This is a genomic window from Sporosarcina sp. FSL K6-3457, from assembly GCF_038007285.1.
GTDB lineage: Bacteria > Bacillota > Bacilli > Bacillales_A > Planococcaceae > Sporosarcina.
The window spans coordinates 4,045,049-4,069,823 of sequence record NZ_JBBOWX010000001.1; the positions used below are offsets into that span (position 1 = coordinate 4,045,049).

The window sequence follows — 24,775 nt, forward strand, 5'->3', positions numbered from 1 at the left end:
CTATAATAAGAACATGACAAACTTAACTGCGGACCAACTCAAACAACTAAATATGTACAGCATCTATACAGAGCCTCCTGAGCGACAACTATTCACGTTGGCAACTCTCCTCGATGCGAATAAAATCGAAGATACATTGAATATCATCCAAGCAGTGAGTGGTAGTCCAAATCGGGTGGTTGCCGCTTCGTATTTCATGCGTCGTCTAGGCATGTTCGTCGCTATACAATTTACCAATCTAGCAACATACGATGAAGTATGGAATGGTGATACAAACCGTCTTACTTTCGGCGCTAAAGAAGAATACGGAAAGTTGGCCATCAGCACATTTGCTTCGGCAGAAGATTGGCGGTATGTCGAGGATATTGAACGTCGGGATGTGATTCGCCACATTTTAGTCGAACAATGTAGCGCAGTTATCAAGCAACTTCGCTCCGTTGCATCCGTATCCCCGCTAACCTTGTGGGAAAACATTTTCGGCTTCCTTCTCTGGCAATACCATGTGCTATTGTCGAACCCGGGTACCGACGATGAAGCCCGCTCCGATCTTGGCACACTGAAAGACGACACACTGTGGGAAGGCATCGCACCCCGCTCATTATTTGCCACCTATTTAAAAGGATCCGAACCAGCTGCGCTGTTGAATACCGAAGTCCGAACAACATGTTGCTTCTCGAAGGATGTTCCTGGTCTCATGCAATGCGGATTTTGCCCGTTGAAATAAAGTTATTTCGTACGATGAGTGGTATACCAAACCTTCAGCGAATAAATCGTCCCACTCGCCGCACCACCATAGAAAAACCCCATGAAAATACCGGCGGGTAAATTACCTGGATGGCTGATGAAAATCGATAAGATAAGTCCAATGATTGTTGCTGCTGTTGAAAACCAACTTTCCCGAAGTTTGAACAGTACTCTCAGCAGCAAGATGCCTACAAGTATAGCGGGAATCGCCCAAAAGGCATCCCAAATATTTGTATAGATAGTCGGAAATTCAGTCCACATGACGTCAATCCTTTTTTTCAATAGCTTATCCAATTTGTCAGTCATTCCATACATGTTTTAATTATTAAGGGGGGAGTTATCTTGCTAATTAAAGGCCAAGTCATTCGTGGAAAAGTCCTAGACGAGGAAACACGTTGCATACATTACCATTCCGAAATCGACCGCATCGCGATAAAATTCTATTGCTGCGACACTTATTATCCGTGCTATGAATGCCATGAAGAGGATGGATGTGGCGCTCCTGCTATCTGGCCAAAAGAGAAATTTGATGAGAAAGCGGTGCTGTGTGGAGGATGTGGGTATGAATTAAGAATTGGAGAGTACTTGGATTGTAAGTCGGTGTGCCCTAAGTGTTCCGCAGGGTTCAATCCGGGGTGTGGTTTGCATTGGGGGCTGTATTTTGAGGTGTGACCATAATAATCGTATATAAAATTACTATTATTGCTGGATTCATACCCTTTTGGTATACTTGCGTTAAGAGCTGGATATAGTAAAAACAATCATTAAACTCACTGCTTCAAATATCGTCATTTGCATCATCTCCTTTCCCCTCTCGCATGAATATGCAAGAAGTAATGGGAATCGCAGATGTGCTAACCGCCTATGAACACACACTATTTTATTACATCTCTATTATATCAAGCAGATGCTATACAACATTATATAAATACTTTTAGGGCCGGTCGATTCCATCAAGGGAAATCATCGGCTTTTTTGATGCTTGACTTGGACGTGTTTCTTTGTAATACAAGCGCCACAAGGAAGATTTTTCATTGATGCGATTAAAAAAACAAGCCCCTGACATATTTTTGTCAGGGAGCTCACTTCACTACACATTCTTCGTCGCAGCCAACTTAATTTCCTTACGCCTATCATAAATATTTTTCACAACAACTTTCCCAACTGCATACGCCGGGATAGACAAGAGAATACCGAGGAAACCAGCAATATTTCCTGCCGCCAAAATGACTGTAATCACTGTCAGTGGGTGAATATCGAGCGTTTTCCCCATGATGTTCGGCGTAATGAGGTTACTATCCGTTTGCTGTGCAACAAGCGTAATGACACAGACCCAGATGACCATTTTTTGCGGGTCCGGATCCAGAAACGCGATAATCAGTGCTGGTGCAAATGCAATCCATGGGCCGATGAACGGAATAACATTCATAAAAAATGCGAAGATGGCTAATAATAGTGCGTACTCTAAACCAATACTTAAATAACCAACAAACATAATGGAGGCTAAAATAAGGCTAATCAATAGCTGCCCTTGTATATATGTGCGCAGCACTGTATTGATATCATGTAAGGTTTTTTTAATCCACACTTGCTGTTTGCCTGAAAAGAAGTTGTAGATAAATGGTGCGAACTTCTCGTGGTCCTTCAGTAAGTAAATAAAGAAAAACGGCACAAGAATAAGAGTGAATGCTGTTTGGAAAACTGATTGGAAAAACTGAACGACTAATTTTCCAAATACGAGGGCAATGGATTGAATAGAATTGATAGCTTTATCAATCATCTCGTTTAATTGTTCCGGGAAATTTTCTCGGTGTTGCAATACATATTCCGTCTGAATCGTAATCTCTTTTGCAATAGATGGTGCATTTTTAACGAATCTATTCACTTCATTAATAACCGGTGGGCCAATAATTGAAATGAATAGCCAAACCACTGCCGCAACACTGATAAGTATCGCTAATATACTCCCCCAACGCGGCATTTTACGCTTTTCCAAAAATCGCTGCAATGGTTCTGTTACATAGAAAAGGACAGCACCGAGTAACAGTGGTATAAAAATAGTTTTCGCGATGATGACAAGCGGAGTAAATATTCCATTGATTTCCATAAAAAACTTCATAATGAGCAAAGCTAGTAAAATCCCAACGCCTGCTTGGAACCATAATTTTTTCGTCAACAAGTTCACTCCGTTTCGACATAATGTATTTTACATTCGTTATTTTTAAGTATACGTTGTTTTACGTATGACGTCGAAAGAAGTTTCATAATTTTGATGCCAAGCGAGGAAAACTGGACCATAACAGTTGAATAAGGAAGTTTTTCACTCTATAATACATCGTATATACAGATATATTCTGATTAACAGATGTAAAAGGAGCGTTGACTATGCAAACTAACTCAAGAACCATAAATGACTATTGGACAGATATTTACTATCATCTTCATTATCCTCACACTGAAAAAATTACACACCAAGTGATTCGTATTCTTCAACACGTTCAAAAGCAAGATAACGTCGGAATTAATGAGATTGCTAGCTATTTGGACATATCACAAAACACAGCATCTGATCATATAAAACGAATCATTAAAAAAGGGTTGCTGCTTAAAAGAAGAGATCCTGCGGACGAAAGGAAAGTCATCCTTTGCCTAACAACTGAAGGTAGAGATGTTGTCTATAGAAATACAAGCCTTAATGAAGAAATGTTAGATACTATTTTTCTAAATCTAAGCGAAGAAGAAAAGAAAACCCTATTAAAATCATTCAAGCTATTAAGTGAGTGTGCGAAGCAATGTATCTAATTATGAAGGTAATCGCTTCAGCTGTAATTATTGCGATTGTTTCCGAAGTAGCACGAAGATTTCCAACTTATGGGGGAATTATTGCCACCTTACCTTTAGTAAGCCTATTAAGTATCATTTGGCTTCATGTTCAAGGAGAACAAACAGAAACATTAAGCAAATTTGCTTTAGGAGTACTCTGGGGATTCCCTGCAACCGCCATGTTACTGTTCATCGTTTATTTATCTTTAAAAAACTCGTTTCCATTGTTTCTTTCCATTGGATTCGGCATAGGCGGTTGGGTCATATTTTTATTCATTCAAGACTTTGTGGTGAAGTTATTAAGAATTTAACTCGTTGTAGATAGCAGTATAGGTGAAACCTTTCATGTTACAGAACGTAAATGACTAATATGGGACCAGGTTGATTATAGGATTATCAAACAAGATGATGCGAACTATATTAAAAAGTATACAGAAAGTACGAGGGATTAAATGAGCAAGATGCGAATGATGACAGGTGCTTATCTTATAAATGAAAATAAAATCTTAATGATGAAGCGATCTAAAAATAGAGACTTAGCTCCTGATTTATGGACAGGGATTGGCGGGCATGTGGAAAACAATGAACATAATACGCCCCAAGAATCTTGTTTAAGGGAAATATTCGAAGAAACCGGTATTACTGGTGATGAAATAGAACAACTTAAACTTCGTTATATACTATTTCGGAAAAGTGGCGATGAAATTCGACAGCATTTTATTTATTTTGGACATACCCAAAAAGAAAATTTTATAACTACGGATGACGGATGAAGGAGAACTACATTGGATAAATCTATCAGATATATTCAATTTGGCAATGCCTTTAACAGTTAAACATATGCTTATACATTATTTGGATAGCCCAAATGAACAAACCGTGTTTGTAGGAACAGTCAATAAATCACAGATTGAATGGTCTCATTTGAATGAGTAATTTTTAAATTTTTAAATCTAAAAAGAAGAGGTATACATGTATAGACTTTGCAAAGAAACCACCTTAGCTCTAAAATAACTTTGAAGATTTTCCCTATTTCAATATACTTACTCATAAACAGGGACTAGCAGCCAATACAGCTACTAGTCCCTGTTTCGATTTACAATTCCTCACCCAACCCGCAACACAATTCGATTGCCAGAAGGATCTTCCACTAGAAATTCACTGCCGCTAGCTACCACTTTCACCCCTAGCGCCTCTACTTTCGCAATCGCCTCACCCAACACTGCCTCAGTCGGATAAACAAGCGCAAAGGATTGAAGCCCCACACTACCTTCAGTAGGACGCGATGCTCCTACGCCATTCCATGTATTCAAACCAATATGATGATGGTATTTGCCATTCGACATGAACAATGCTTGTGGATAATTCGTAACAACTTCGAAACCGAGCGCATTATAGAATGTTTCCGTTTCAGGCAAGTGAGCTACGTGCAAATGAACATGGCCCATAACTGTCCCAGCCGGAAGTCCATCCCACATCTGATTTCCACTTTCCGCAACAACACTGTCACCGTCCAGTGGATCTGTACTCATCGCGACTTTTCCAGCATCCCAACTCCAAACAGCAGGATCACGATCAATGTAAATTTCAATGCCATTACCGTCCGGATCTGACAAATAAAGCGCCTCGCTCACCAAATGATCCGAAGCCCCAATTCGTACCTGATGCTGGATAAAATGCTTAATAATTGCCCCTAAATCAGCTCGCTTCGGCAGTAACAATGCGAAATGATACAAACCAGCTTTATGTGCCTCTTTCGGCGTAACATGTTCCGGTTGTTCAATAATGAGCAACGGTGTCTTGCCGTCTGCCGTTAGTACAACCTTATCTGCCGCTGCCTCAAGTACTTTAAATCCAATCACTTCTTTGTAAAACTGGACTGATCTTTCCAAATCCAAAACATTGAGATGTACTTCCCCTGTGTATATATGCGGTGCTGTATGAAAATTCATGTATATTCCTCCTGTTTTTCATTTTCGTAAGTAACTTACTTTATGTAACTAACTTTATATGTTATAATAACTATTGTCAACAATAAAGTTTACAAACAAAAGGAGTTGAATGTAGATGAATGAATTTGAACTATGTCCACGCTTTGAAAAAGCCGTCTCTATCCTAAGCCAACGTTGGACCACCCTTATTTTGTATCAATTAATGACAGGACCACAGCGTTTTTGTACAATGACTGACAAACTTGGTGTCAGCGGCAAAACATTAACAGAGCGATTGAAGGACCTCGAACAGCAGGGCTTTGTCATCCGTACTGTGTACCCAGAGACACCCGTACGAATTGAATACTCCATAACTGAAAAAGGCATGTCACTTACACCGATTATGAAGGAAATTGAAAGCTGGTCAAAAACGTGGATTGAGCAAGAAGCCATTGTAAAAGACTAATGTCGAAGCTATATGTGATGCGTCTTAAAATAAGTAGAAAGCTTCGCCACTTCGATAAGTCAAAGGTCACAAAATGACGATAACTCCTTCCAATTGATCGATAACTCATGGCAAATGATTGATAAATTTGCCCAATTGATCGATAACTCATGACAAATGATCGATAAGCCTGCTCAATTGATTGATAATTTTTCCATCAGCCTTGTCGTGACAAATGAAACAGGGGTACTCCAGATTGTTAATTTAACTAACCTTCTAGACTGCCCCTTAATTTATATATATGTATCCAAAAAACCTTGAATCTCACCTTGCGTTTTCAAATAATGCACAGTCTTTCCTTCTTCCGCATAACGTCGCATTCGCTCCATCATGGCCTTTTTACGCGCGCCATATGTCGTGACGATGAATTTTAGAAACGCCTTGTCTATCTTTTCCTTGCAGCCATCAGCAATATCCTGCCGCGTTTTCCCATGATATTGCACTCTCCGTTTTAACACCCGGTACAAGCAAACCCTCAATGGAAGTTCTAGGTAAATAACGGTGTCTGCGTGCGGCTCGCGGATATGGACTGTCCCCGTATAATTCCCTTCCATAATCCAGCGTTCCTGTTGAACAACCTGTTGCTGTGCTACTGAAAACTCTTCAGACGGGGCCTCTACCCAATTCGGCTTCCAAAACAACCGATCCAAATGCGTCACTTCAATACCCGTCAATTCACCTAATCGGCGCGCAAACGTCGATTTCCCAGCACCAGCAGATACGCCAATGACCATGATTCTATTCATACTTTTGCTCCTTTCTTCTCATAATTCATGAATCCATTCATGTCCAGGAACGTGAACCCAAAGCGCCTTCTGTAACCACTCTTTATCTTCCACCTTCAGCAAATCCTTCACTGCATTAAAATCAGCATGATCCTTCTCACGTGCATTTTTCGCTTTATATAGCAAGACAACTGCTGGATGCAGATAAGGGATTCCTTCTTTTGAATCAAGAAAAAGTGAACTTTCCGGAAATGAAATCGATGATTCCCTTCTGAAAATCCACCTATCATCCTTCGTTTCATTCAGCAATACTTCTAACCGTTCACCTACCTGTTTATGAACACCGTGAATCTCATGAACCGGCAATTCCAGCCATTCTTCTTCCCAAGTGATCAATTCACCCTTTACAGCTTTTTCAAATGACCAACCTGGTAACGCCTTTTTCAGCATATGTTGATTTTCTCGAAATAGGGCAACTTCTATGTCCAAATGGATACGTGTTTCTTTCCCTATGAATAAATCAATCGCCCAACCACCAGCGACTCCCCATTGTCCGTTAAATTCCGACATCCATTCATTTACTTTAATACATGTAGCGAACATGGTTACACCTTCCTCATCGTCTGAAACTCAGCTGAACCCGTCGTAAACTCCATTTCCTTCACAAATCCAAACTTCTCATATAGATGAATGGCTCTTTGATTAAACTTCGCGACGGTAAGACGAACTGGTACATTGCCGTAAGTTTTATAAAGCGACTCCAATACAAATGAAAAGAAAGTAAAACCATTGCCCTTACCTGTTAATATAGGAGTAATACCTAACCCGACGTCTATGATATCTTCCGTATAGGCGCCCACCTTTGCACCTGCTGGCACTTGAGCAGAAGAACCTGCACAATAAAAACCAATCAATTCATCGTTGTCATTCACAACGACAGAATAGTTATCCTCCAACAATTCCTTGATTGCCTCAGCATCATGCTCATTATTATAGAAATCATAAGGCGGATCATATCGCCAGTTTAGAATTTGTGATGCAAATCCTTCATCCATTTTTATTGTCGTTAATTTCATCGTTGTTCTCCTTTGCATAAAAATCCATATATAGTTTGTCTTCTTTGTAGTAATCAAGCCGGTCTTGCAGTGTCCCAGAATGAAATTCTAGTATTGAAACTAAAACAAATTGATTAGGAAACAATTCCCTCACCTTTTGCCACTCCATACAACATCCCTTCTTGACTATTCCTTTACATCTCTTATAATACCGATGCATTCAAAATCACAATAGAAAATGAATTCATACTTTATCGTTAAAAGAATAACCCGGGCGTCAATATCAATCCCTATACCCCCGAACAATCTCTATCCGAGTCCCCACATTGTCCAAACTCGCCCGAATAAAACTCCCTAGCAAAAAAATCGTATCATTCTCAATAACAGTCAATTTTTCTCCGTCAGTAAAATAGAATTCATATTCCGGCGGGGATTCTTGGTCAGGTACTTCAATATAGACCGCCCTTTCTACTTCACTCCAAGGATAAATACGTTCTTCTTTCAAAAATATCTCCCTGTATGCAATAGAATCATAGCCTAAAGACGTATAATTTTGCGCTGCAACGTAGAAGGATAATCCAGCCAAAAAGACACACACTAGGCTAATGAAAAACGAGATTTTACGCATATTTAATAAAAACAGAACAAACAAAGATAGCAATAAAAATAAAAAACCAACACTATACATAAGATAACTGGCGCCCGATACAAATACATACCAATTTTCAGGCGAGAAGTATAAACCTTCAGCAATAAAAGGAGGTAAAACAAATACAAAAATTGGCGATAATAACAAGACAACGAATGACAACGCCATAAAAATATGCCTTTTTTCATAAAAGCTTTCTCCATAATGCTTTATTTTTTTCCCCTCCCATTCAACAATAGATAACCAACCACAACCAATAAAACCATCGCGACCAACAACACAACGCCACCAGTCAACACATGAATACCCGAATTATTAAGCAACGTCGCCACTTCTCCATTCGTAATTTTAGCGACATTCAAATAAGTGAAGGGCGACAAATGTGCCATATCCGGTAGCAGGTGGACACTCGCAAAGTACCCCGCACTTCCAATTGCCAATACTGTAGAAAAAACACCTAATGGACTACGTACAAACAATGAAATAAAGATCGACAGCACGATGAAAAACACTAAAACGGCCAATAAAAGCACAACACTTTCCACGACATAATCGCCTAGAGAAACAAAGTGAAACCCTCCCTCTATAGCCCTTATCCCCGTGTAAGTCGGTAATTCTGTCACACTTTTGCTATCATAATGTAAAATAGGATAATTCCAATCACCAAACCGATTCAAAACCGTCGCGACAAGTACAACCCAGCCAAAAATCCCCGGACCTCCTAGTACTACCGTCAATAACGCATGACTAATCTTCCCGAGAAAAATATGCTTCTCCGCAATCGGCTGCGTTTTAAGTAAACGAAGGGTCTCCCTCTTGTCTCTCTCCCCCACAAACCCTGCTCCTACCAAAAAGAATAGCAGAACCATCGGCACAAAATAGAGATAGCTGTCAAAATAGAGGTACAGCGAAAACAACCCGCTGTTATCAACCTTTCGATTCGCCTCCTGCCACTGCTTCTTTTCCTTCAGATTGTCACCCCAATACTGATAAATCGTCGGGATATAGGCTCCTGAAAAAACAGGCTGGATATGATGCGCCTTCAGCCATTCTTTCTCCACCATACTTGCCTTCATTGTAAGAGCGCCATAGGTATTCACCGAAAGGTTGGAGAACGTGTCACTATTAAATTCCCCATTATCATATTGATTCTGAAACAGTTGATAGTCGTAGAAAGGCTGCCATTCTTGCTCATCATAAGCCGTGAGGGCCATTTGAATTCTATCTACTAGTGTATGGAAAAACTCTACCGTCTCGTCTGACCCATCAGCCAAATAAGTAAAGTTTTCACTCATAGCCTCGTCACCAGATTCATCGGCTACTCGTGCTGTTTCCCTATATTCAGCTGACATCTCTTCCAACATCGCTATCAACCCATGCTCAGTTTGCTCAGCCTCCCGTTGCAAACTATCTATATAAGCAACCTCCTGCTGTTGTGCCTGTTGACTAATAATCAAGTACCCAATAACAACGAACAACAAAAGAAGTATCCCTAACTGCTTCATCAAGCCCTGGCGCTTCATTTTTCGCCATTCAAAAATTATCATTTTCACGATTGGATGAGACTTCGTTTTTATTTCTCCACCACGAAACGGCTGATTGTTTTTCACAGACTGGAATAATCCCGTTTCTCTTTCAGGTAGTAAAATAGCCCCGACAAGAAACAAGCCACTCCACAAAATAGCTCCCAGTAAATAGATGCCATCCGTACTTTGTGGGATCACCTCCAATACTTGCGAGAAGCGTAAATACTGAAAAGGATTGAGAGCAAATTGCAATACTGGATACGTCTCCGTAATCGCAAAACCAACTAACAGAATAGCCCCCGTCAACACCATCGTGATAAACGAATTTTTCACCCTCGTGCTGATCAATAAAATAAGGCTGAACACCACGATACTAGCACAAACAAATAATAGAATCGCTCGCGTGACATAATGAGCTGTAGATATAAAAATAAATGCATCCCCAGCCGTCATCAATTGTGGATACTGAAAATTCATCGTTTGATAACCAAAAGCTAAAGGAATAAGCAGTCCTACACCGAGCACAATCGCTAGAAAAACAACAAGTACAACAAGTAAACTAATGTATTTCCCAACAATCCGCCGCCTGTTCGTCATTGGTTGTGTCCGAAGTGTCAGCCATGTCCGTTGCTCATGTTCTACCGTAAGCGTTGCGCCAAACAGCAATAGCAAAACAACAACACTCGCTACCCCAAGAAGAATTGCCGTGCTTTTCTTGATAAAAAGAGCTGGTGCTAATGAGCTCACTTCATCCTCATAAGCAAGATCATGCGCTCGAAGCCAATCATTTTTCTGAATAGCTTTGTCTCTGTCACTCCCCTGTAAAGCCCGGAACATACCGCCAACCTGTTCAAACTGCTGTACATTCGTTAAAAATTCATATTCATAACCCGGAATCTCCTGCCAGCGCTCATCATAAATAGCACTTTTCCACTGAAAAAATGCATTCGCCATACTGTTGACATGCTCTAATTGCTTAGCTTGTAGCTCATCTAAATTGCCTTCTCTTTCCAGTAATTTAAGATCTCGATATAAATCATCTGTCTCTTTAACCATCGGGGCTATTTGTTCCTGTGCCCGCTCTTTGACAAGCGATTGCTGCGACAAATTTTGCGCCCAAACAACTCCACTACAAACAAATACTAGCAAGAACAACCAGAGAATTTTCTTTTGACGCCATAATTTGCGTAATTCAAATCGCAACATACTCATCGGCTGCCACTCTTTTCACCGAAAATCGTACGATACCGATCCTCAGAGCCCAATACCTTTTTCTCCATATCGAGCACCACAATTTCCTGCTGCTCAAAAACAGTCAAAACAGACGCCAAAGAAGCCCTATCACTGTAAATCTGCAAGTTGTCCCCCACAGTTTCTACAGCAATAGCAGCCGCCATTAAAGCATTTTCCGCTTTCTCCACATCCTCCACGACAAACGCATAACGAATTTGTTCATACGCAGACATATCCTCTTGTATTAATAATCCACTCTTAAGAAATAAAATTTTCGACGTCACACGGTCAATCTCCGCTAAGTTATGAGAGGATAACAAAATCGTTGTCCCTTGTTCAAATAGCTCCAACAGCAATTCCCGCACGTGAATCGCACTCGTCGGATCCAATCCGTTGAGTGGTTCATCCAATATTAATAATTTCGGCTCGTTGACCACGGCCATCGCCAATAATAAATGCTGCTTCATTCCCAACGAATAGTTCTTCACTTTTTTATTCAAATAACCACTAATACCAATGCGCTCCGCCGTATTCAACAGCTGTTGCTTCGACAGCCCCTGCACATCCCCAATAAATTGCAGGTGATCATAGCCCGTTAAATAATCGTACAGCACCGTGTTATCCTGCATAAACGAGATCTTTTTAAAAATATTAGGATTCTTATTACTCTTACCCAAAATCGAAACCTCACCGCGATCAGCAGTCAATAGATTCGTAATGATATTGAGCAAAGTAGACTTACCAGAACCATTCGGACCCACCAATGCGAGTATTTGCGGCGTCTCAATCGCAAAGGAAATCCCTTTTAGTACTTGTTCTTTACCGTACGATTTATGTATGTCATTGACGGATAGAATCATCAATTATCCCCCCCACACAATGGATATTTTAACATTCAGTCTATTACACCATATCGAATGGGTTGTTTGTTAAATATTGGATACCCCAACTTATTCCATTTAACACCAATTTAATGGTCCAAAAAAATCAATCACATTTCCAGTATATATATAAGCATTTAGAACAACGGTAATATGCCTTTCACTATCTATAATCGTCATGTACTAGAATCGCCTATTTGTTACGCTACCCAAAATTCCACCTTCACTCCATAAAACAGTACGTAGTTCCTCTTGCTCTAATTCCTCGATATCAATATCACGCCAATAAGTACCTAAACCCCACTCTTCAGCACGATATTTCAAATGCTCATAGGCTTTTTCATGCGCTTCCCAAGAATTTAAATTCGGGCGATGATAGCTAAACTAGTAGAAAATAGTGAGGATGAGCATAATTACAAGGATCATTTGTTTTGAATAGACGATGAACGGCGTAAGGTTTTAATCGGTATTTAAGTGTTGACCTAGAATGATTAAATAATATAATTTAGCGATAATTACTCGTAGCCTCGCCAGCCGTTTTCACTAAATTTTTAGGTCAATTTAAGTAAAGACCTGATATATAATTATTTAACTAGTTGATGCATATCTTTTAATGCCTTTGATCCATTGTATTCTTACAATCCAAAACATAATAAATGTGAAAATTAACAATGAAATTAAAGCTGTTATATCAACATTTCCCCTCAAAAAATTAACAGGGGTGTTTGTAGCAGATACTACAGGAATAATAAATACAATAACTATTTGTAAATATTTTGGATATACTGATCTTGGTCTACTAGCCAAGTCAAATAGATACTCTGGTAATCCAATTAATTTTCCTGGTCTCTCAATCCAAAAAGAAAGTGATACAAAAAATTGATTCAAAAGATAATAGAATAGAACACCAATAAATAAAAATAAAATATATTGGACAAAATAGATAGCATGAATATTGTTATCCAGATTTTTTATTGAATAGAAAATTAAAGCAAGGGGAATAATCATATTAATTAGACTAGGTATATCTAATAATCGAAAACTGCATAAAAGTTGCGAATCGACAGGTCTAATTAAATCATAATCCAATTCTCCCTCTATAACTTTATCCATAAGCTCTTCGTGTTGTAATATAAATAAAAATTGGTAAATGTATTGAATTAATGAGAATGTACCAATTAACAAAAGAAAGGAATTTTTATCCCATCCAAATATATTGTCCGTGTAACTGTAATAAACAAAGACACCAATAACTTCTCCTAAAGAAAATAATGTTCCAAACACCACAATAAAAATTGAAGTTGTTCTATATGCTAATGTTTGAGAAAAACTTTGAGAAATAAACATGTTAATTATTCTACATAACTTAATCATTTTACATATTCACACTTTCATAATTTTTTAGACCTAATCTCCATGTTATTATATAAATAATAGTAAATATCAATATCCAAGTAATAGATGCTAACAAAAAATATGATATTTGTTCCGTACTTAAATTACCTTGTATCAATTTTGCATTTACATATCCAAATAAAGAAAATGGTAAAACTTCAATTACTTTACCCAAATAGTTTGGTAGTAAATCTAATGGAAAAAGCCCTCCTCCCAAAATGGCCATTAAAGATCCATATAAAGGCTTCATAGGCCACATTTGAATAACCCAAAAACTTAAGTTACCTAAAGTTGCACCAAAAATGAAGAGAAGGATAAAATTCGAAAAAAGCAATAAGATATCTAAATAACTCGGTAAATTAAACTTGAAATTCACAAAAAATATCAATCCAATTATCACAAAAATAAGTATAAGAATTTCAATTACTTTTTTTCCAAAAAAAACAAAAAAGTTTTCAATATGAAAAGAATAAGGTCTGAAAAGTATATTTGTTAGTGTCCCATTTCTTACAAGGCCAGATGTACGAAAGATATGTTCCGAAGAAAATATGACACCAATAAGGGCTACAATTATTATATATTCTGTCATTGTATTCAATGAATAACTTTCTACACTTCCTCCTCCCATAAATATAGCCCTCCATACAAATAAAAACGTTATTATTTGAAAAAATTGAACGAAAAACCCTGAAATAATATTCCATTTATAAGTCAACGATATTTTTATTTGATTAGTAAAAACACTATTGTATTTATTCATACTACTGAATCCTTTTCTGAAAAAATTTTATATATTATCTCCTCTAAGTTTACTTCTTCTATTTTAATGTTTGTAAATTCAATTCGATTTTCTAATAAGTATTGAGCCAATTCGGTTACCTTTTCTCTATCAATATTTAGAGAGAGAATATTATTTTCATATTCAATTTGAATATTTTTAAAAGGAAATATCAATTTTTCATAGGTTTTATGATCAATGTTAAGTTTAATTGATACCTCATCACTATTATATTGTTCCGTCAGTGCACTTGTCTTTCCATCATAAGTTACCTGACCATCTAAAATAATAACTAATCTATCACATAGTGCTTTTATATCATTCATATAATGACTTGTAATAATTATTGTAGTATTTTCAAATTTATTCATTTCTAATAAAAATGAATAAATTGACTTTTGACTTGCCAAATCTAATCCTATTGTTGGTTCATCTAGTAGTAACAGCTTTGGTTGATGTAAAAAAGATGCGATTAGTTCACACTTCATTCTCTCACCAAGTGAAAGTTTTCGGACTGGTGTATTGATCTTTGTTGAAACGCCCAATTGACTAACTAACTTATTTAATCTGGTTTCATAATCTTTTTGATTAATTTCGTAAATCTCTTTTAACATTCTATAGGTATCGACCGGGGGGAGATCCCAAATTAGTTGACTTTTTTGACCTAAAACAAGTCCTACATTTTTTAGAAACGCACGTTCTTTTTTGTAAGGGACTTTACCCATCACATGTAATTCGCCAGATTTAGGGTATATTAATCCAACTAAAATTTTCATTAAAGTAGTTTTACCAGCTCCATTGGGTCCTAGTAATCCGATCATTTCCCCAGGATGAATATTTAAATTAATATCTTTTAATGCATGTAATTCTATTTTTTTTCTTGAAAAGAAATCTTTAAAAGAAGCCCGTAACCCCTCCGACTTTTCATAGCTTTCATATGTATAGTTGATATTTTTCGCATAAATCATAATAATCCCCTATCTGCTTTCTAATGAGTTAATTTCATAATTCCTATCCCTTTGGTATCATGGGTTTCAATCCAATAAAAATGAGACACCTCCCCAAATTCGGTATAATGGTAGTGACCAAACAACCAATATCGAATGGAGTGAATGCCTCATGACCATTATAAAACAAATTAGCCTGTTTGACATCCAACAATTATTCGAAATGGAAAGCTCACATCGTTTTGATGCGATTTTTGCCACTTTCGATGTACAACCAATCTTTCATCTCTTTTCCCAAAAGACGCTGCGTGGTGCTCCGCGTGAATGTAATTACGGTGCGATGATTCAGTCATTGATGATTCGTATTGTCGAACGCATCCCAACCGTAAAGGATTTAAGACAACGTTTAGTCAACGATCCTTTCTTCCGTCTAGATTGCGGATTTCTTGTCTCAGACTCAGTCCCTTCGGAGGCTACTTATTCTCGCATAATCAGTGTGATTAGCCAGTCTGATGTGCTGGATAACATGCAGGATGAACTGATTCAAACTGCCTTTTCAGAAGGCTTTCTTTGTGATGAACACCTTGCCTTCGATGCGACGCATTTCGAAGCACGTGACGCATCCATTCCTTCCGAGAAAAAAGAAGCGAAGCCACCGAAGAAACGTGGACGTAAAACAAAAGAAGAACAGGTAGCTTGGCTCGCTGAACAAGCTGAAATCGAAGCGAATTTATCCACCTACGAAAAGAAACTGGAAGCCCAGTTGTCAATTTCAGCTGAAACACTTTGGCAAGACATACCGATCCAGCCGAAGTGGGGCGTCAAGAAAAATAGTGACGGTAAAAATACGTTCTGGTACGGCTTTAAAGGACATCTGGCTGTTTCATCGAAAAGCCAGTATATTGTAGGTCGCCTTATGTCTTCAGGTAATTTATCTGACAGTAAAGCGGCTATCCCGCTATTGAAAAAAATAGATGCCATCCTGCCAAACCAGTTTACGGCAGCGTTATTCGATGCAGGTTATGATTATGAACCCATCTATAAGCAGGCAGTGGCGCAAACGATGCGTGTCGTGATTCCATACAATGTGCGAAATGAAGGTGAATATATAGGATTCGATGACCATTTTCGCCCCACTTGTGTACGTGAGCACAGCTACTGTTACGATAGCTTCGATGAGAAATACCGTACATTAAAATTTACACGCCCGAAAGAGTGTGAAACCTGTCCATTGCGAGAGGATTCACTGTGTCAAAAGGTGTTTAAAATCAATGTGAAACGGATATTCGAAAATATACGTACCCAGCACGCGGCTCAGAATTATGGAAGAAACTTTATAAAGAACGGACCGCAGTAGAACGCGTCAACGCCTATTTAAAAGAATACTTTCAATTGAACAATGTCCGTCACCGAACAGGTGAAAAAGCAAAACTGCATTTCAACCTTGTGACGTTTATTTATAATGCCTGCAAATTGGCAGTGGATCGAATGAATGCCTTATTACAAACACAAAACACAGCTGCTTAATTTTTAAAAACGTAGTTTTTGATAGAGGAGCAGTCTACGCTCTTGAAAAAGATGATTTATGAAATTGATTCAATAGATAATTAATATCTATTACTTCCTCATTGGTTTTAAATATTTCATATATCATATTACGTACTAAGTTTTCCGTGAATTCAAAACTTTCTTTCGGTGTATATCCACTTTTAAGTGATCGGCAGATAATAATTGCTTTGGGTTTACTTTTAAAGTTAATTAAAAATCCTTTTAATTTCTCCACTTTCATACTGATATGATCATAACCTTTTTCTTTGTTCTCTAAAGGACCATCTATTTCACGATAGGTTAAGAAGTATTGATTATCTCTTCTTTCGAAATTTACTTTCCTTCCAAAATGGAGCTTCCACTTATTATATTTATTATGGATATGTTCCTCATAGGTTTTTTTATTGATTTCTATCTCTGTATATTCTCCAGCTTCATCATCACAGGAGAAATAATCCAAATCAACACTGAGTATCCAGTTATCAAGATTAAAATCTATGATATTACTCTTATTTAGTTCAAGTAATGTTAGTTCGAAAGTATTTTTACTACTTTGTTTATTTTGTTCTTTTCTTAAAGTAAGAATTAAATCATTATAGTAAGATTCCTCGACAACTTTAAAGCTCAATGTTTTAGTACTAGAATTATTATTAATCCAGAACACTTTATCTATAATATTTTTATAAATTAAAGGTAGAATATAATCTGATACTCTAAGCTGTTCATAAGTTATCTTTTTAATACTCTGTATATCATTTTGATGTAACATATCCTTATTAACAATCACTCTTCCTAAATCGTGATGTTCATCTATATGTAAAAGACAACTTTTTTTTATTATTCCCTTTAGGTGAAGATAAGTAATAGCTAAATATGCTTCATTATGCTCCTCGATTGTGATTAACATAATAGTCCTCCTCCCTATTTTCGAGTAAAAACAATATAAAATCGTTCTTTTGGAATCCTAGCATCGAAGTGTTAGGAAGCGGAAAAATCTTACTTTTCATAAAAAGGTTTCTCCTCTACTGGATAAAGGTAATCCTACTCCTGATCTTACTAAATGAAACTTTTCAAGTCCCGGTACTATTACTTTTATACAGAATAAGTTTTCGGACTTGTAAATAGTTTTGAAAAACATTTTATATCCATTTTTATTCAAAGACATATTAATCTTGTCCAGTTGGTCTCTTAAAGTTAAATTTTCTGATTCAATTGGGTAGTCACGAAAGTCTATCAACTTTTCACTGCATTCATAATTCAACAGAAGACAATTTAAAAGCGGCTTATATTTTCCTAGTTTATCCAGGTTTGTTCGATCTTCTTTTTCCAAAGTTTCATCATGTAAATAGTACGATTGGAGGCATTCTAATAAAGCTCTTTCCAAAGCATATTTTACAGATATAGATGAACCGGTACCTACTATAGGTAATTCATTCCCTCTTTTATTTCCTTTTACTAAATAAGTTGGAATAGATAAATCGCTTGTTATATCAATGATTTTCAAGTTTTCCAAAGTGGTATTACACTCATCTATTAATTTCTTTAGAAAAGAAGGACATGAATCTTGATTAATGACCTTTATCGTATTTTTTTTCGATGAAATAAAGGTTTGAATAAGATGAACTGATATAGAGTCTCTTTCAATAACTTCATTTATCCCATGTAATAATGCCTCTTCTAAATTTAAGCCTACAGAGGTCCCATTATTCGTTGAATAGAGCCTGAGCTTTGAACCGTTTAAACTTTTTTGTGAATACATGGGATGAGTTAAAAAGGCCGGGTAGAAAATTTTCGAACTATTTGATCCATATTCAATAAAAGTTTCGCAATCCACTATAAATTCAGGGTTCTGTTGGTAAAGCATTTTTATAGGATATTCATTGTTTACATTTTCCTGACAATAGAGCTGGGAGATCTTTTTCGGTATTACTGCTCTGGCGATGACATTAGGGGAACCCAAATAATGTTCTAGGGCTTCAAATAATCCACTCGCTAGAGATTGTTCTCCAATCCCTTTCCCATTACCTCTATAATTTTCGTTAGCTAAATCTACTTTATCTAACTCTATAATAGTCGTCATATATGTTTCACCGTACTGAGAAATTTTATATGAAACATTTATGTTCCTGAATTCATTCATTGCATTATTAATTGCAACATCAACTGAATTGTCTCTTTCAAAATTCTTCACATTAACCCCCCCATTGCATTTTAAAAGAAATAAAGAAGTTATTTAATAAATCTGTATGCTTTTTATTTTATTTAATAAATTTTAAAAAGCCGCTTAAAGCGGCTTTTTAAAATTAAACTTCTTCATCCACGGCTTCGTCGACCTCTTTGAAGAAAAAATCAAGCTCTGTCTCAAAGTCTTCTATTGCAAAATTAGTGGGGTTATTTGTAACTTCACTACGTCTACTTCCCATAATTAACAACTCCTCCTTTCTCATTCTATTTTAAATATTACCCTATTTAAAATTAAATTGAGTGAACCCGGCCGGATCTCTCACCTCTCACGATAAATCAGACAACTCAGAAATTCAACAACTTTCGGTTGGGAAAGTTAATGGAAAAACAGCAATTATTTCATCATTTATTTTCTAACTTTCATTTGGCCTATTTCTATAGATTTCTTTTATTTTTATGGTAAAGTTGAACTATACGGAAAAGTATGGGTGGTGAAATAATTTGGAGATTGGACAGCTTATACGAATGGAACGGCTGAAACAGAACATGAAGCAGGAAACTCTAGCTTATAACATTTGTTCTACTTCGCATTTGAGTAAAATTGAACACGGTACAACAGCTCCTAGTGACTTTGTTCAACAGCAACTTCTGCAAAGATTGAATATCTCGCTTGAAAGTACGGTAAACAACTCATCCCCTGCACAATTCATACAGTTTCGTGAACACTTTCAAGGTGTCATTAATCGACGTGATAAACTAGCTGCGGAGTCACTTTGCCGGGAAATCCAGCACTATATGGAAACACATCCACTCTATGACTACAGATTTGACTTGTTGCTAATGGAAAATCGCTTGCTGTTAATGACTTCAACTGATGTACTAGCTATCAAGGGGAGCCTAGATATTTGGGTAGCCACAAAAAATGAACTATCGAATAATCAGCAATTCCACCTATACATAATCCAAGGGATTATTGCCTATAAAGAAAATCGTTTTACAAATGCGCTGACTATATTCAAAGATGCCTATAAATTATCACAAGAATCTCGGATGGAAGATTGGGAAATGGCAGAGCTTCACTACGTGTTAAGCCTCGCAGCCTTATCCGATTACCGCTACATTTTGGCGATTGACCATACGCAGGAGGCTATTGTCTATTTCAATACACACATGCTAGCAAAACGTTCCATCGAGGCTTTACTCATTCTTGGAATTGCTCAAAAGCATAGCGGGGATGTGGAGGATGCACTTGTAACGTTTAAACGCGCAAAAGAGATCATGCGAAATACGGAGATCTCTACGTTTAGTGGAGTCATTGAACAGAATCTTGGCACCTGTTATTCACTATTAGGAAATAGTGAGCGCTCTTTGCATCATTTCAATCAAAGCATTCACGCAAATGATACGTCCGAAAACCAGGTCATTACTATTTTATCTATTGTAAAAGAGTATAAAAAAATAGACGATATCGAAACTGCAAAAGAGTGGGTACAAAAAGGAATGACTTTACTCGAACAACTGCCTAAGCACAATGAAAATCCTTACAACCATCATTTCGCAATTTACAAAGCACTGTTATTTAATGAAAACAATCTTGTTGCTATCTTCAAACCTGCGCTTCACTTTTTTGAAGAGAAGCAAAATTACTATCGCTGTTTTGTGTACTGCAATATTCTAGCTGAAAAATTAGCGCAGAGGAACCAATTCAAATTAGCGACCACCTTTTATCAAAAAGGATTTGAATACCATTTAACACATCGAAAAGTAAAACAATGGGAGGAATTAACATGAAAAGTGTCTTATTAGTTTTTGCATGCCTATTGGGCTTTGTCGTATCTACTACTTTTTTAGGAAATGACATGGCTGACGACGCAAAACCTGAAATCACATCTATCAATCCAGCAGATAACTCTATCTAATCAACTAAACCACTGCTATCTCATTTGAACTTTTAAATGAGATAGCAGTGGTTTTTTATTATAATCACCCAGCTTATTTCAGCATCTACAACACAATCCTTCGTGAATTCCCCCTTTAACATGGGACTCCGCTTATTTTAGCTAAGGTAGATAACTCGTTGATTTCGACTTCCTCTAAACGTAAGCGACAAATCTCTTTCCTTCAATACAAAACGACCATCCACAAGGACATCGCAGTAGCTTAATAACTCCCTTTTATACGGGTCTGTAGAAGTCAATATTTCTTCATGCGTAAAGCCACTATACGCCCAAATATTTTTACCCATTTCTTTAATCTTTCTCGCTAGCTCACTAACCTCTTTTGCTTGAATAAAAGGCTCACCGCCGGACAACGTAACATTGGTCATGGGATTACTTTGAATTTCCAGCAAGATTTCATCCAACGACATCTCAACACCATTCGACATTTTCCAGCTAGCAGGATTATGGCACCCTACACAGCCATGCGGACAGCCTGCAAAAAAGATAACCGTTCGCAAACCCTCTCCATCGACAACAGAATCGTGGAGGATATTCATAACCTTCATTGGTGACGCACGCGCTGGCTTTCTTCACTAGATTTCGCGGAATTCCATTTGCTCATATCCCCAACAAGATAACCCGTAATGCGTCGAATTCGTTCAATGTACTGCTCATCTGCATTATGGCAATTAGGGCATTCTACATCGATAATGCCTGTATGCCCGCAGCATTTACAGCGGTCAACGGGATGATTAATGGAACCGTAGCCCATATTTTCAGCGGCCATCGCCTTCACAATCGTATCGAGTGCCGCAATATTTTTAGAAACATCGCCATCACATTCAATATACGAAATATGTCCCGCATTGCAAAGTCCATGGAAAGGACCTTCCTTTTTTATCTTTTCAATCGCTTTCAATTGATAATAGACAGGAATATGAAAGGAATTCGTATAATAGCTTCTATCTGTAATGCCTGTCAGTTTACCAAATTTCTTTTGATCTTGCCGTGTGAATTTCCCCGATAAGCCTTCCGCGGGAGTTGCGACTAACGTGAAATTTAAATCATGCTCCTCAGCCGCCCAATCCATCTTCTCACGCATAAAGCGAATAATGGACAGACCAGCTTCATAAGCCTCTTCACTTTCCCCATGATGCTGTCCCAGCATCGCAACTAATGCCTCTGCTAGCCCAATAAAACCGACACTTAGTGTACCCTCCTTGAGAACTTCCTCTAACGTTTCCTCTGCTAATAATTCCGTACCATTTTTCCAAACACCTTGAGCATATAAAAATGGGAAATGCTGCGCTTTTTTCTTTATTTGAAACTGATAGCGATCTACTAATTGCTGAATGGCTACGTCCATATAATAATCTAATTTACCAACAAACGATTCATAACTACTAGTGGTTAGTGCGATTTTCACTAGGTTAATAGATGTAAAGGACAAGTTCCCACGGCCGATACTATTTTCTTCCCCATGCAAATTAGCCATTACTCTCGTTCTGCACCCCATATAAGCGACTTCTGATTCAGGTGAACCATCATAGAACGGTAAGTTAAACGTTGAATCGATAAAGCTAAAATTCGGAAAAAGTCTTTTCGCTGTTGTTTCCAAAGCCAGTTGATATAAATCATAATTAGGTTCATCATTATCAAAATTAACGCCTTTTTTCATTTTAAAAACTTGAATTGGAAAAATAGGCGTTTCTCCTTTTCCTAAGCCAGCCTGCGTCGCCAATAAAATATTTTTAATAACCATTCTTCCTTCACGCGAGCAATCCGTTCCGTAGTTAATGGAAACGAATGGAACCTGACCGCCACCCCGACTATGCATACTATTGCAATTGTGGATAAATGCCTCGCAGGCCTGGTACACATCTCGGTCCGTTTCCTGCCAAGCTAGTTCAATTTTTTCCTCGTCTGTTAAGGTAGTTGGGTAAGCTGCTATCCGCTTGTTATTTTTCTGAAACGTTTTTTGAACATAAGGCGCCAAATCCACATCGAACATCGGATAGCTTTGACCACCATGCTGCATATTTTGATTGGACTGGAAAACAATAGAGGCCAAAGCCATCGCACTGCTGATATCATTGGGCTCTCTCATATGTCCATGTCCCGTATTAAAGCCACTCTTTAAAATAGATCCTAAAGGGATTTGACAGCATGTTGTCGTTCCCGTTGCCATAAAATCCAAATCATGAGGATGAAGATAATTTTCTTCGATTGCTTGTTTAACTATAGGGCGCAGCAAAAATTCCATTGCATAATGCTTGCTGCCTTCCGATGCAAATTTGCCCATTTGCCCCATAGGTGTTTTGCCATCTACATTGGCATTTTCCTGAAGGAGATCTTGATTCTCAGCCTCAACAATGTCTGCAAATGCGGCCAGTAATGCTGTAGCTGATGACTTTTCCAGTGTTAGGTTGTCCATGCTATTCCTCCTGTTCTTTTTTCACTTCTACAAATAGTTATTATCCTACAGTTCAAATCAATATGTAGTGATTAAAATCACAAATTACATCTATATGTAGTTTTCCGCGTAATTAAATACCAATTAAATGGAAATAAACGTAGAATGGAACAATCTTCTTACCCATTTTTCGATTAGCATCTCAGAACACGGGCATAGTAAGATGATTCAAAAATACAAGGACAAGGAGATGACAATTCCTATGAACAAAATAGCGATGACGGCACTTGGACTTGGCGCGGCCTATTTAATGAGAAATAAAGGAGCCAGAGACAAATTGATGAAGCAATTTGAATCACTCGCACCAAAAAGTGGCATGCAAAAAAATTCTTAAAGTAACTAAAAAGTCGGCAGCCCGCATTTAGGGTGCCGACTTTTTATAAGGTTTCATTCGCAACCGCACTCCGTCGCTCTACATACATTACGATATAAATACTCGCTTCATACAACAATGCCATCGGAATAAGCACAAGGAGCTGACTGACAAAATCAGGCGGTGTAATTAAAGCCGAAACAATCGCAATCGCAAGATACGACCACTTACGGACTTTTCTCATGGATTCTGCAGTGAGTAAGCCAATTGTTGCCAAAAACAGCGCAACAATGGGGAGCTCAAATAATAGACCAATGGGCATCGTTGTCATCAGCAGAAAACCGATATATTCCTGTGCTGATACCATCACATTGAAATTGACCGCTCCAAGTGCAACGAGAAATTGATAACTGAGTGGATTGACAACAAGATAACCGAATGACACGCCTATAAGGAAGAGCAGTAGCATGATTGGGGAATATAAACTCAGAAATCGACTTTCTCGTTCGTTCAATCCCGGCTCTACGAATTGCCAAAGAAAGTGGCTAAGGAATGGCAATGTTAACCCAAAGGCCAAAGCTGTTGAAATGGACATATAAAATTTTACAACTTCCAGCGGACCAAGAATAATTAGCTCATGGCCCCTAGTGACATAAGGAAACCAGAAATTGATGGTCGAAAAGATTACGATAAGAAAGAACAGAAAAACAGCTGCACCTTTAACTAGCTGCTTCCTCAAATCGGTCAGATGATCGACTAGCGAGGGGTTGCTGTTCAAATCCAGTTCGGGTTCTTCATGCACTACTTCGACAACACTTTCTTTTACTTCAACCAATTTTTCCTGCTTCTCAACAACGACTTTATCCAATGGACTTAAAATTTTCCGATTATGGTCGCCATAAGGATCCATGCCATCACCTACTTATCGATGCGCTTTTTTTCTAAGTCCTTCGAGGCTAGCTCATCATCCTCCATAATATCCCGTGCGGACCTTTTAAATTCTGCGAGCGTTTTACCAACCGCCGCACCCACTTCCGGCAGCTTTCTCGGCCCAAACAAGATGAGAACAATCACAAGGATGATAATTAAACCAGGTACACCGATACTTGCTAAACTCATTTCGAA

Annotated in this window: 28 protein-coding genes and 1 pseudogene; 10 read left to right on the forward strand and 19 right to left on the reverse strand. The window is 37.8% G+C overall.

Annotated features, from left to right (window positions below):
• The first annotated feature begins 13 nt into the window (after positions 1 to 13).
• The gene (locus N1I80_RS19565) at positions 14 to 724 is read left to right on the forward strand and encodes a hypothetical protein (protein WP_340739504.1); all 711 of its coding nucleotides are present in this window, start codon (positions 14 to 16) and stop codon (positions 722 to 724) included.
• A 2-nt stretch (positions 725 to 726) separates the two neighbouring features.
• Here N1I80_RS19565 and N1I80_RS19570 read toward each other — a convergent pair whose 3' ends face one another.
• Entirely contained in the window at positions 727 to 1,005 is a 279-nt protein-coding gene (locus tag N1I80_RS19570; protein WP_340739505.1) for a hypothetical protein, read from the reverse strand.
• A gap of 81 nt (positions 1,006 to 1,086) precedes the next feature.
• Here N1I80_RS19570 and N1I80_RS19575 point away from each other — a divergent pair, with 81 nt between their 5' ends.
• On the forward strand, positions 1,087 to 1,416 hold the full coding sequence (locus N1I80_RS19575) for a CHY zinc finger protein (protein ID WP_340739506.1): 330 nt from the start codon (positions 1,087 to 1,089) through the stop codon (positions 1,414 to 1,416).
• A gap of 418 nt (positions 1,417 to 1,834) precedes the next feature.
• Here the strand turns inward: N1I80_RS19575 and N1I80_RS19580 are convergent, their stop codons facing one another.
• Entirely contained in the window at positions 1,835 to 2,920 is a 1,086-nt protein-coding gene (locus N1I80_RS19580; protein WP_340739507.1) for an AI-2E family transporter, read from the reverse strand.
• Positions 2,921 to 3,129: 209 nt separating this feature from the next.
• Here N1I80_RS19580 and N1I80_RS19585 point away from each other — a divergent pair, with 209 nt between their 5' ends.
• The 3 genes from N1I80_RS19585 to N1I80_RS19595 all read left to right on the forward strand — a co-directional run bounded on the left by N1I80_RS19585 (position 3,130) and on the right by N1I80_RS19595 (position 4,340).
• Positions 3,130 to 3,546: a MarR family winged helix-turn-helix transcriptional regulator gene (locus N1I80_RS19585; RefSeq protein WP_340739508.1), complete on the forward strand. Its 417-nt coding sequence runs from the start codon at positions 3,130 to 3,132 to the stop codon at positions 3,544 to 3,546.
• Positions 3,537 to 3,878 carry a DUF3147 family protein gene (locus tag N1I80_RS19590; protein WP_340739509.1) on the forward strand — a complete coding sequence of 114 codons (342 nt, stop codon included), beginning with the start codon at positions 3,537 to 3,539 and terminating at the stop codon, positions 3,876 to 3,878. The genes N1I80_RS19585 and N1I80_RS19590 overlap by 10 nt, the downstream gene beginning before the upstream one ends.
• Positions 3,879 to 4,019: 141 nt before the next feature.
• The gene (locus N1I80_RS19595) at positions 4,020 to 4,340 is read left to right on the forward strand and encodes an NUDIX domain-containing protein (RefSeq protein WP_340739510.1); all 321 of its coding nucleotides are present in this window, start codon (positions 4,020 to 4,022) and stop codon (positions 4,338 to 4,340) included.
• A gap of 333 nt (positions 4,341 to 4,673) precedes the next feature.
• On the opposite strand, the gene N1I80_RS19600 is transcribed toward N1I80_RS19595, so the two are convergent.
• Positions 4,674 to 5,519, reverse strand: a complete 846-nt coding sequence (locus tag N1I80_RS19600) for a VOC family protein (protein WP_340739511.1) — start codon at positions 5,517 to 5,519, stop codon at positions 4,674 to 4,676.
• Positions 5,520 to 5,634: 115 nt separating this feature from the next.
• On the opposite strand from N1I80_RS19600, the gene N1I80_RS19605 reads away from it, so the two are divergent.
• Positions 5,635 to 5,964 (forward strand): winged helix-turn-helix transcriptional regulator, encoded by a 330-nt coding sequence (locus N1I80_RS19605; protein WP_340739512.1) that lies wholly within the window; start codon positions 5,635 to 5,637, stop codon positions 5,962 to 5,964.
• Between the two features lie 272 nt (positions 5,965 to 6,236).
• Here the strand turns inward: N1I80_RS19605 and N1I80_RS19610 are convergent, their stop codons facing one another.
• The 10 genes from N1I80_RS19610 to N1I80_RS19655 all read right to left on the reverse strand — a co-directional run bounded on the left by N1I80_RS19610 (position 6,237) and on the right by N1I80_RS19655 (position 15,213).
• A complete protein-coding gene (locus N1I80_RS19610; protein WP_340739513.1) occupies positions 6,237 to 6,749 on the reverse strand; it encodes a topology modulation protein in 513 nt (170 codons plus the stop codon).
• Between the two features lie 18 nt (positions 6,750 to 6,767).
• Positions 6,768 to 7,331: a nucleotidyltransferase domain-containing protein gene (locus tag N1I80_RS19615; RefSeq protein WP_340739514.1), complete on the reverse strand. Its 564-nt coding sequence runs from the start codon at positions 7,329 to 7,331 to the stop codon at positions 6,768 to 6,770.
• A gap of 2 nt (positions 7,332 to 7,333) precedes the next feature.
• On the reverse strand, positions 7,334 to 7,804 hold the full coding sequence (locus N1I80_RS19620) for a GNAT family N-acetyltransferase (protein WP_340739515.1): 471 nt from the start codon (positions 7,802 to 7,804) through the stop codon (positions 7,334 to 7,336).
• Complete coding sequence (locus tag N1I80_RS19625; RefSeq protein ID WP_340739516.1) at positions 7,776 to 7,952, reverse strand: hypothetical protein; 177 nt, start codon at positions 7,950 to 7,952, stop codon at positions 7,776 to 7,778. The genes N1I80_RS19620 and N1I80_RS19625 overlap by 29 nt, the downstream gene beginning before the upstream one ends.
• Before the next feature lie 114 nt (positions 7,953 to 8,066).
• Positions 8,067 to 8,600, reverse strand: a complete 534-nt coding sequence (locus tag N1I80_RS19630; protein ID WP_340739517.1) for a hypothetical protein — start codon at positions 8,598 to 8,600, stop codon at positions 8,067 to 8,069.
• Positions 8,601 to 8,641: 41 nt separating this feature from the next.
• Positions 8,642 to 11,170, reverse strand: a complete 2,529-nt coding sequence (locus tag N1I80_RS19635; RefSeq protein WP_340739518.1) for an ABC transporter permease subunit — start codon at positions 11,168 to 11,170, stop codon at positions 8,642 to 8,644.
• Positions 11,167 to 12,051, reverse strand: a complete 885-nt coding sequence (locus tag N1I80_RS19640; RefSeq protein ID WP_340739519.1) for an ABC transporter ATP-binding protein — start codon at positions 12,049 to 12,051, stop codon at positions 11,167 to 11,169. Before N1I80_RS19640 ends, N1I80_RS19635 begins: the two co-directional genes overlap by 4 nt.
• A gap of 609 nt (positions 12,052 to 12,660) precedes the next feature.
• Positions 12,661 to 13,419: an ABC transporter permease gene (locus tag N1I80_RS19645; protein ID WP_340739520.1), complete on the reverse strand. Its 759-nt coding sequence runs from the start codon at positions 13,417 to 13,419 to the stop codon at positions 12,661 to 12,663.
• A 28-nt stretch (positions 13,420 to 13,447) separates the two neighbouring features.
• Positions 13,448 to 14,227 (reverse strand): ABC transporter permease, encoded by a 780-nt coding sequence (locus N1I80_RS19650; RefSeq protein WP_340739521.1) that lies wholly within the window; start codon positions 14,225 to 14,227, stop codon positions 13,448 to 13,450.
• The gene (locus tag N1I80_RS19655) at positions 14,224 to 15,213 is read right to left on the reverse strand and encodes an ABC transporter ATP-binding protein (RefSeq protein WP_340739522.1); all 990 of its coding nucleotides are present in this window, start codon (positions 15,211 to 15,213) and stop codon (positions 14,224 to 14,226) included. Before N1I80_RS19655 ends, N1I80_RS19650 begins: the two co-directional genes overlap by 4 nt.
• Positions 15,214 to 15,364: 151 nt before the next feature.
• Between N1I80_RS19655 and N1I80_RS19660 the strand changes: the two are divergent.
• Positions 15,365 to 16,719: pseudogene (locus N1I80_RS19660) on the forward strand (transposase).
• A gap of 34 nt (positions 16,720 to 16,753) precedes the next feature.
• Here the strand turns inward: N1I80_RS19660 and N1I80_RS19665 are convergent.
• Together N1I80_RS19665 and N1I80_RS19670 are read right to left on the reverse strand one after the other, a co-directional pair.
• Positions 16,754 to 17,647, reverse strand: a complete 894-nt coding sequence (locus tag N1I80_RS19665; RefSeq protein ID WP_340739523.1) for a UPF0489 family protein — start codon at positions 17,645 to 17,647, stop codon at positions 16,754 to 16,756.
• A 96-nt stretch (positions 17,648 to 17,743) separates the two neighbouring features.
• The gene (locus N1I80_RS19670; protein WP_340739524.1) at positions 17,744 to 18,931 is read right to left on the reverse strand and encodes a YcaO-like family protein; all 1,188 of its coding nucleotides are present in this window, start codon (positions 18,929 to 18,931) and stop codon (positions 17,744 to 17,746) included.
• A 494-nt stretch (positions 18,932 to 19,425) separates the two neighbouring features.
• On the opposite strand from N1I80_RS19670, the gene N1I80_RS19675 reads away from it, so the two are divergent.
• Both N1I80_RS19675 and N1I80_RS19680 read left to right on the forward strand, forming a co-directional pair.
• On the forward strand, positions 19,426 to 20,715 hold the full coding sequence (locus tag N1I80_RS19675; protein WP_340739525.1) for a helix-turn-helix transcriptional regulator: 1,290 nt from the start codon (positions 19,426 to 19,428) through the stop codon (positions 20,713 to 20,715).
• Positions 20,712 to 20,843 (forward strand): hypothetical protein, encoded by a 132-nt coding sequence (locus N1I80_RS19680; RefSeq protein WP_340739526.1) that lies wholly within the window; start codon positions 20,712 to 20,714, stop codon positions 20,841 to 20,843. The genes N1I80_RS19675 and N1I80_RS19680 overlap by 4 nt, the downstream gene beginning before the upstream one ends.
• Positions 20,844 to 20,980: 137 nt before the next feature.
• Here the strand turns inward: N1I80_RS19680 and nrdG are convergent, their stop codons facing one another.
• Together nrdG and N1I80_RS19690 are read right to left on the reverse strand one after the other, a co-directional pair.
• Positions 20,981 to 21,430 (reverse strand): anaerobic ribonucleoside-triphosphate reductase activating protein, encoded by a 450-nt coding sequence (nrdG, locus tag N1I80_RS19685; RefSeq protein ID WP_340739527.1) that lies wholly within the window; start codon positions 21,428 to 21,430, stop codon positions 20,981 to 20,983.
• A complete protein-coding gene (locus N1I80_RS19690) occupies positions 21,427 to 23,298 on the reverse strand; it encodes an anaerobic ribonucleoside triphosphate reductase (RefSeq protein ID WP_340739528.1) in 1,872 nt (623 codons plus the stop codon). The genes nrdG and N1I80_RS19690 overlap by 4 nt, the downstream gene beginning before the upstream one ends.
• Before the next feature lie 241 nt (positions 23,299 to 23,539).
• On the opposite strand from N1I80_RS19690, the gene N1I80_RS19695 reads away from it, so the two are divergent.
• On the forward strand, positions 23,540 to 23,671 hold the full coding sequence (locus tag N1I80_RS19695) for a hypothetical protein (RefSeq protein WP_340739529.1): 132 nt from the start codon (positions 23,540 to 23,542) through the stop codon (positions 23,669 to 23,671).
• A 43-nt stretch (positions 23,672 to 23,714) separates the two neighbouring features.
• Here the strand turns inward: N1I80_RS19695 and tatC are convergent, their stop codons facing one another.
• Together tatC and tatA are read right to left on the reverse strand one after the other, a co-directional pair.
• Positions 23,715 to 24,560, reverse strand: coding sequence for a twin-arginine translocase subunit TatC (gene tatC / locus N1I80_RS19700; RefSeq protein ID WP_340739530.1), 846 nt, complete (start codon positions 24,558 to 24,560; stop codon positions 23,715 to 23,717).
• A gap of 8 nt (positions 24,561 to 24,568) precedes the next feature.
• Entirely contained in the window at positions 24,569 to 24,769 is a 201-nt protein-coding gene (gene tatA / locus N1I80_RS19705; protein ID WP_340739531.1) for a twin-arginine translocase TatA/TatE family subunit, read from the reverse strand.
• Between the last annotated feature and the right edge of the window lie 6 nt (positions 24,770 to 24,775).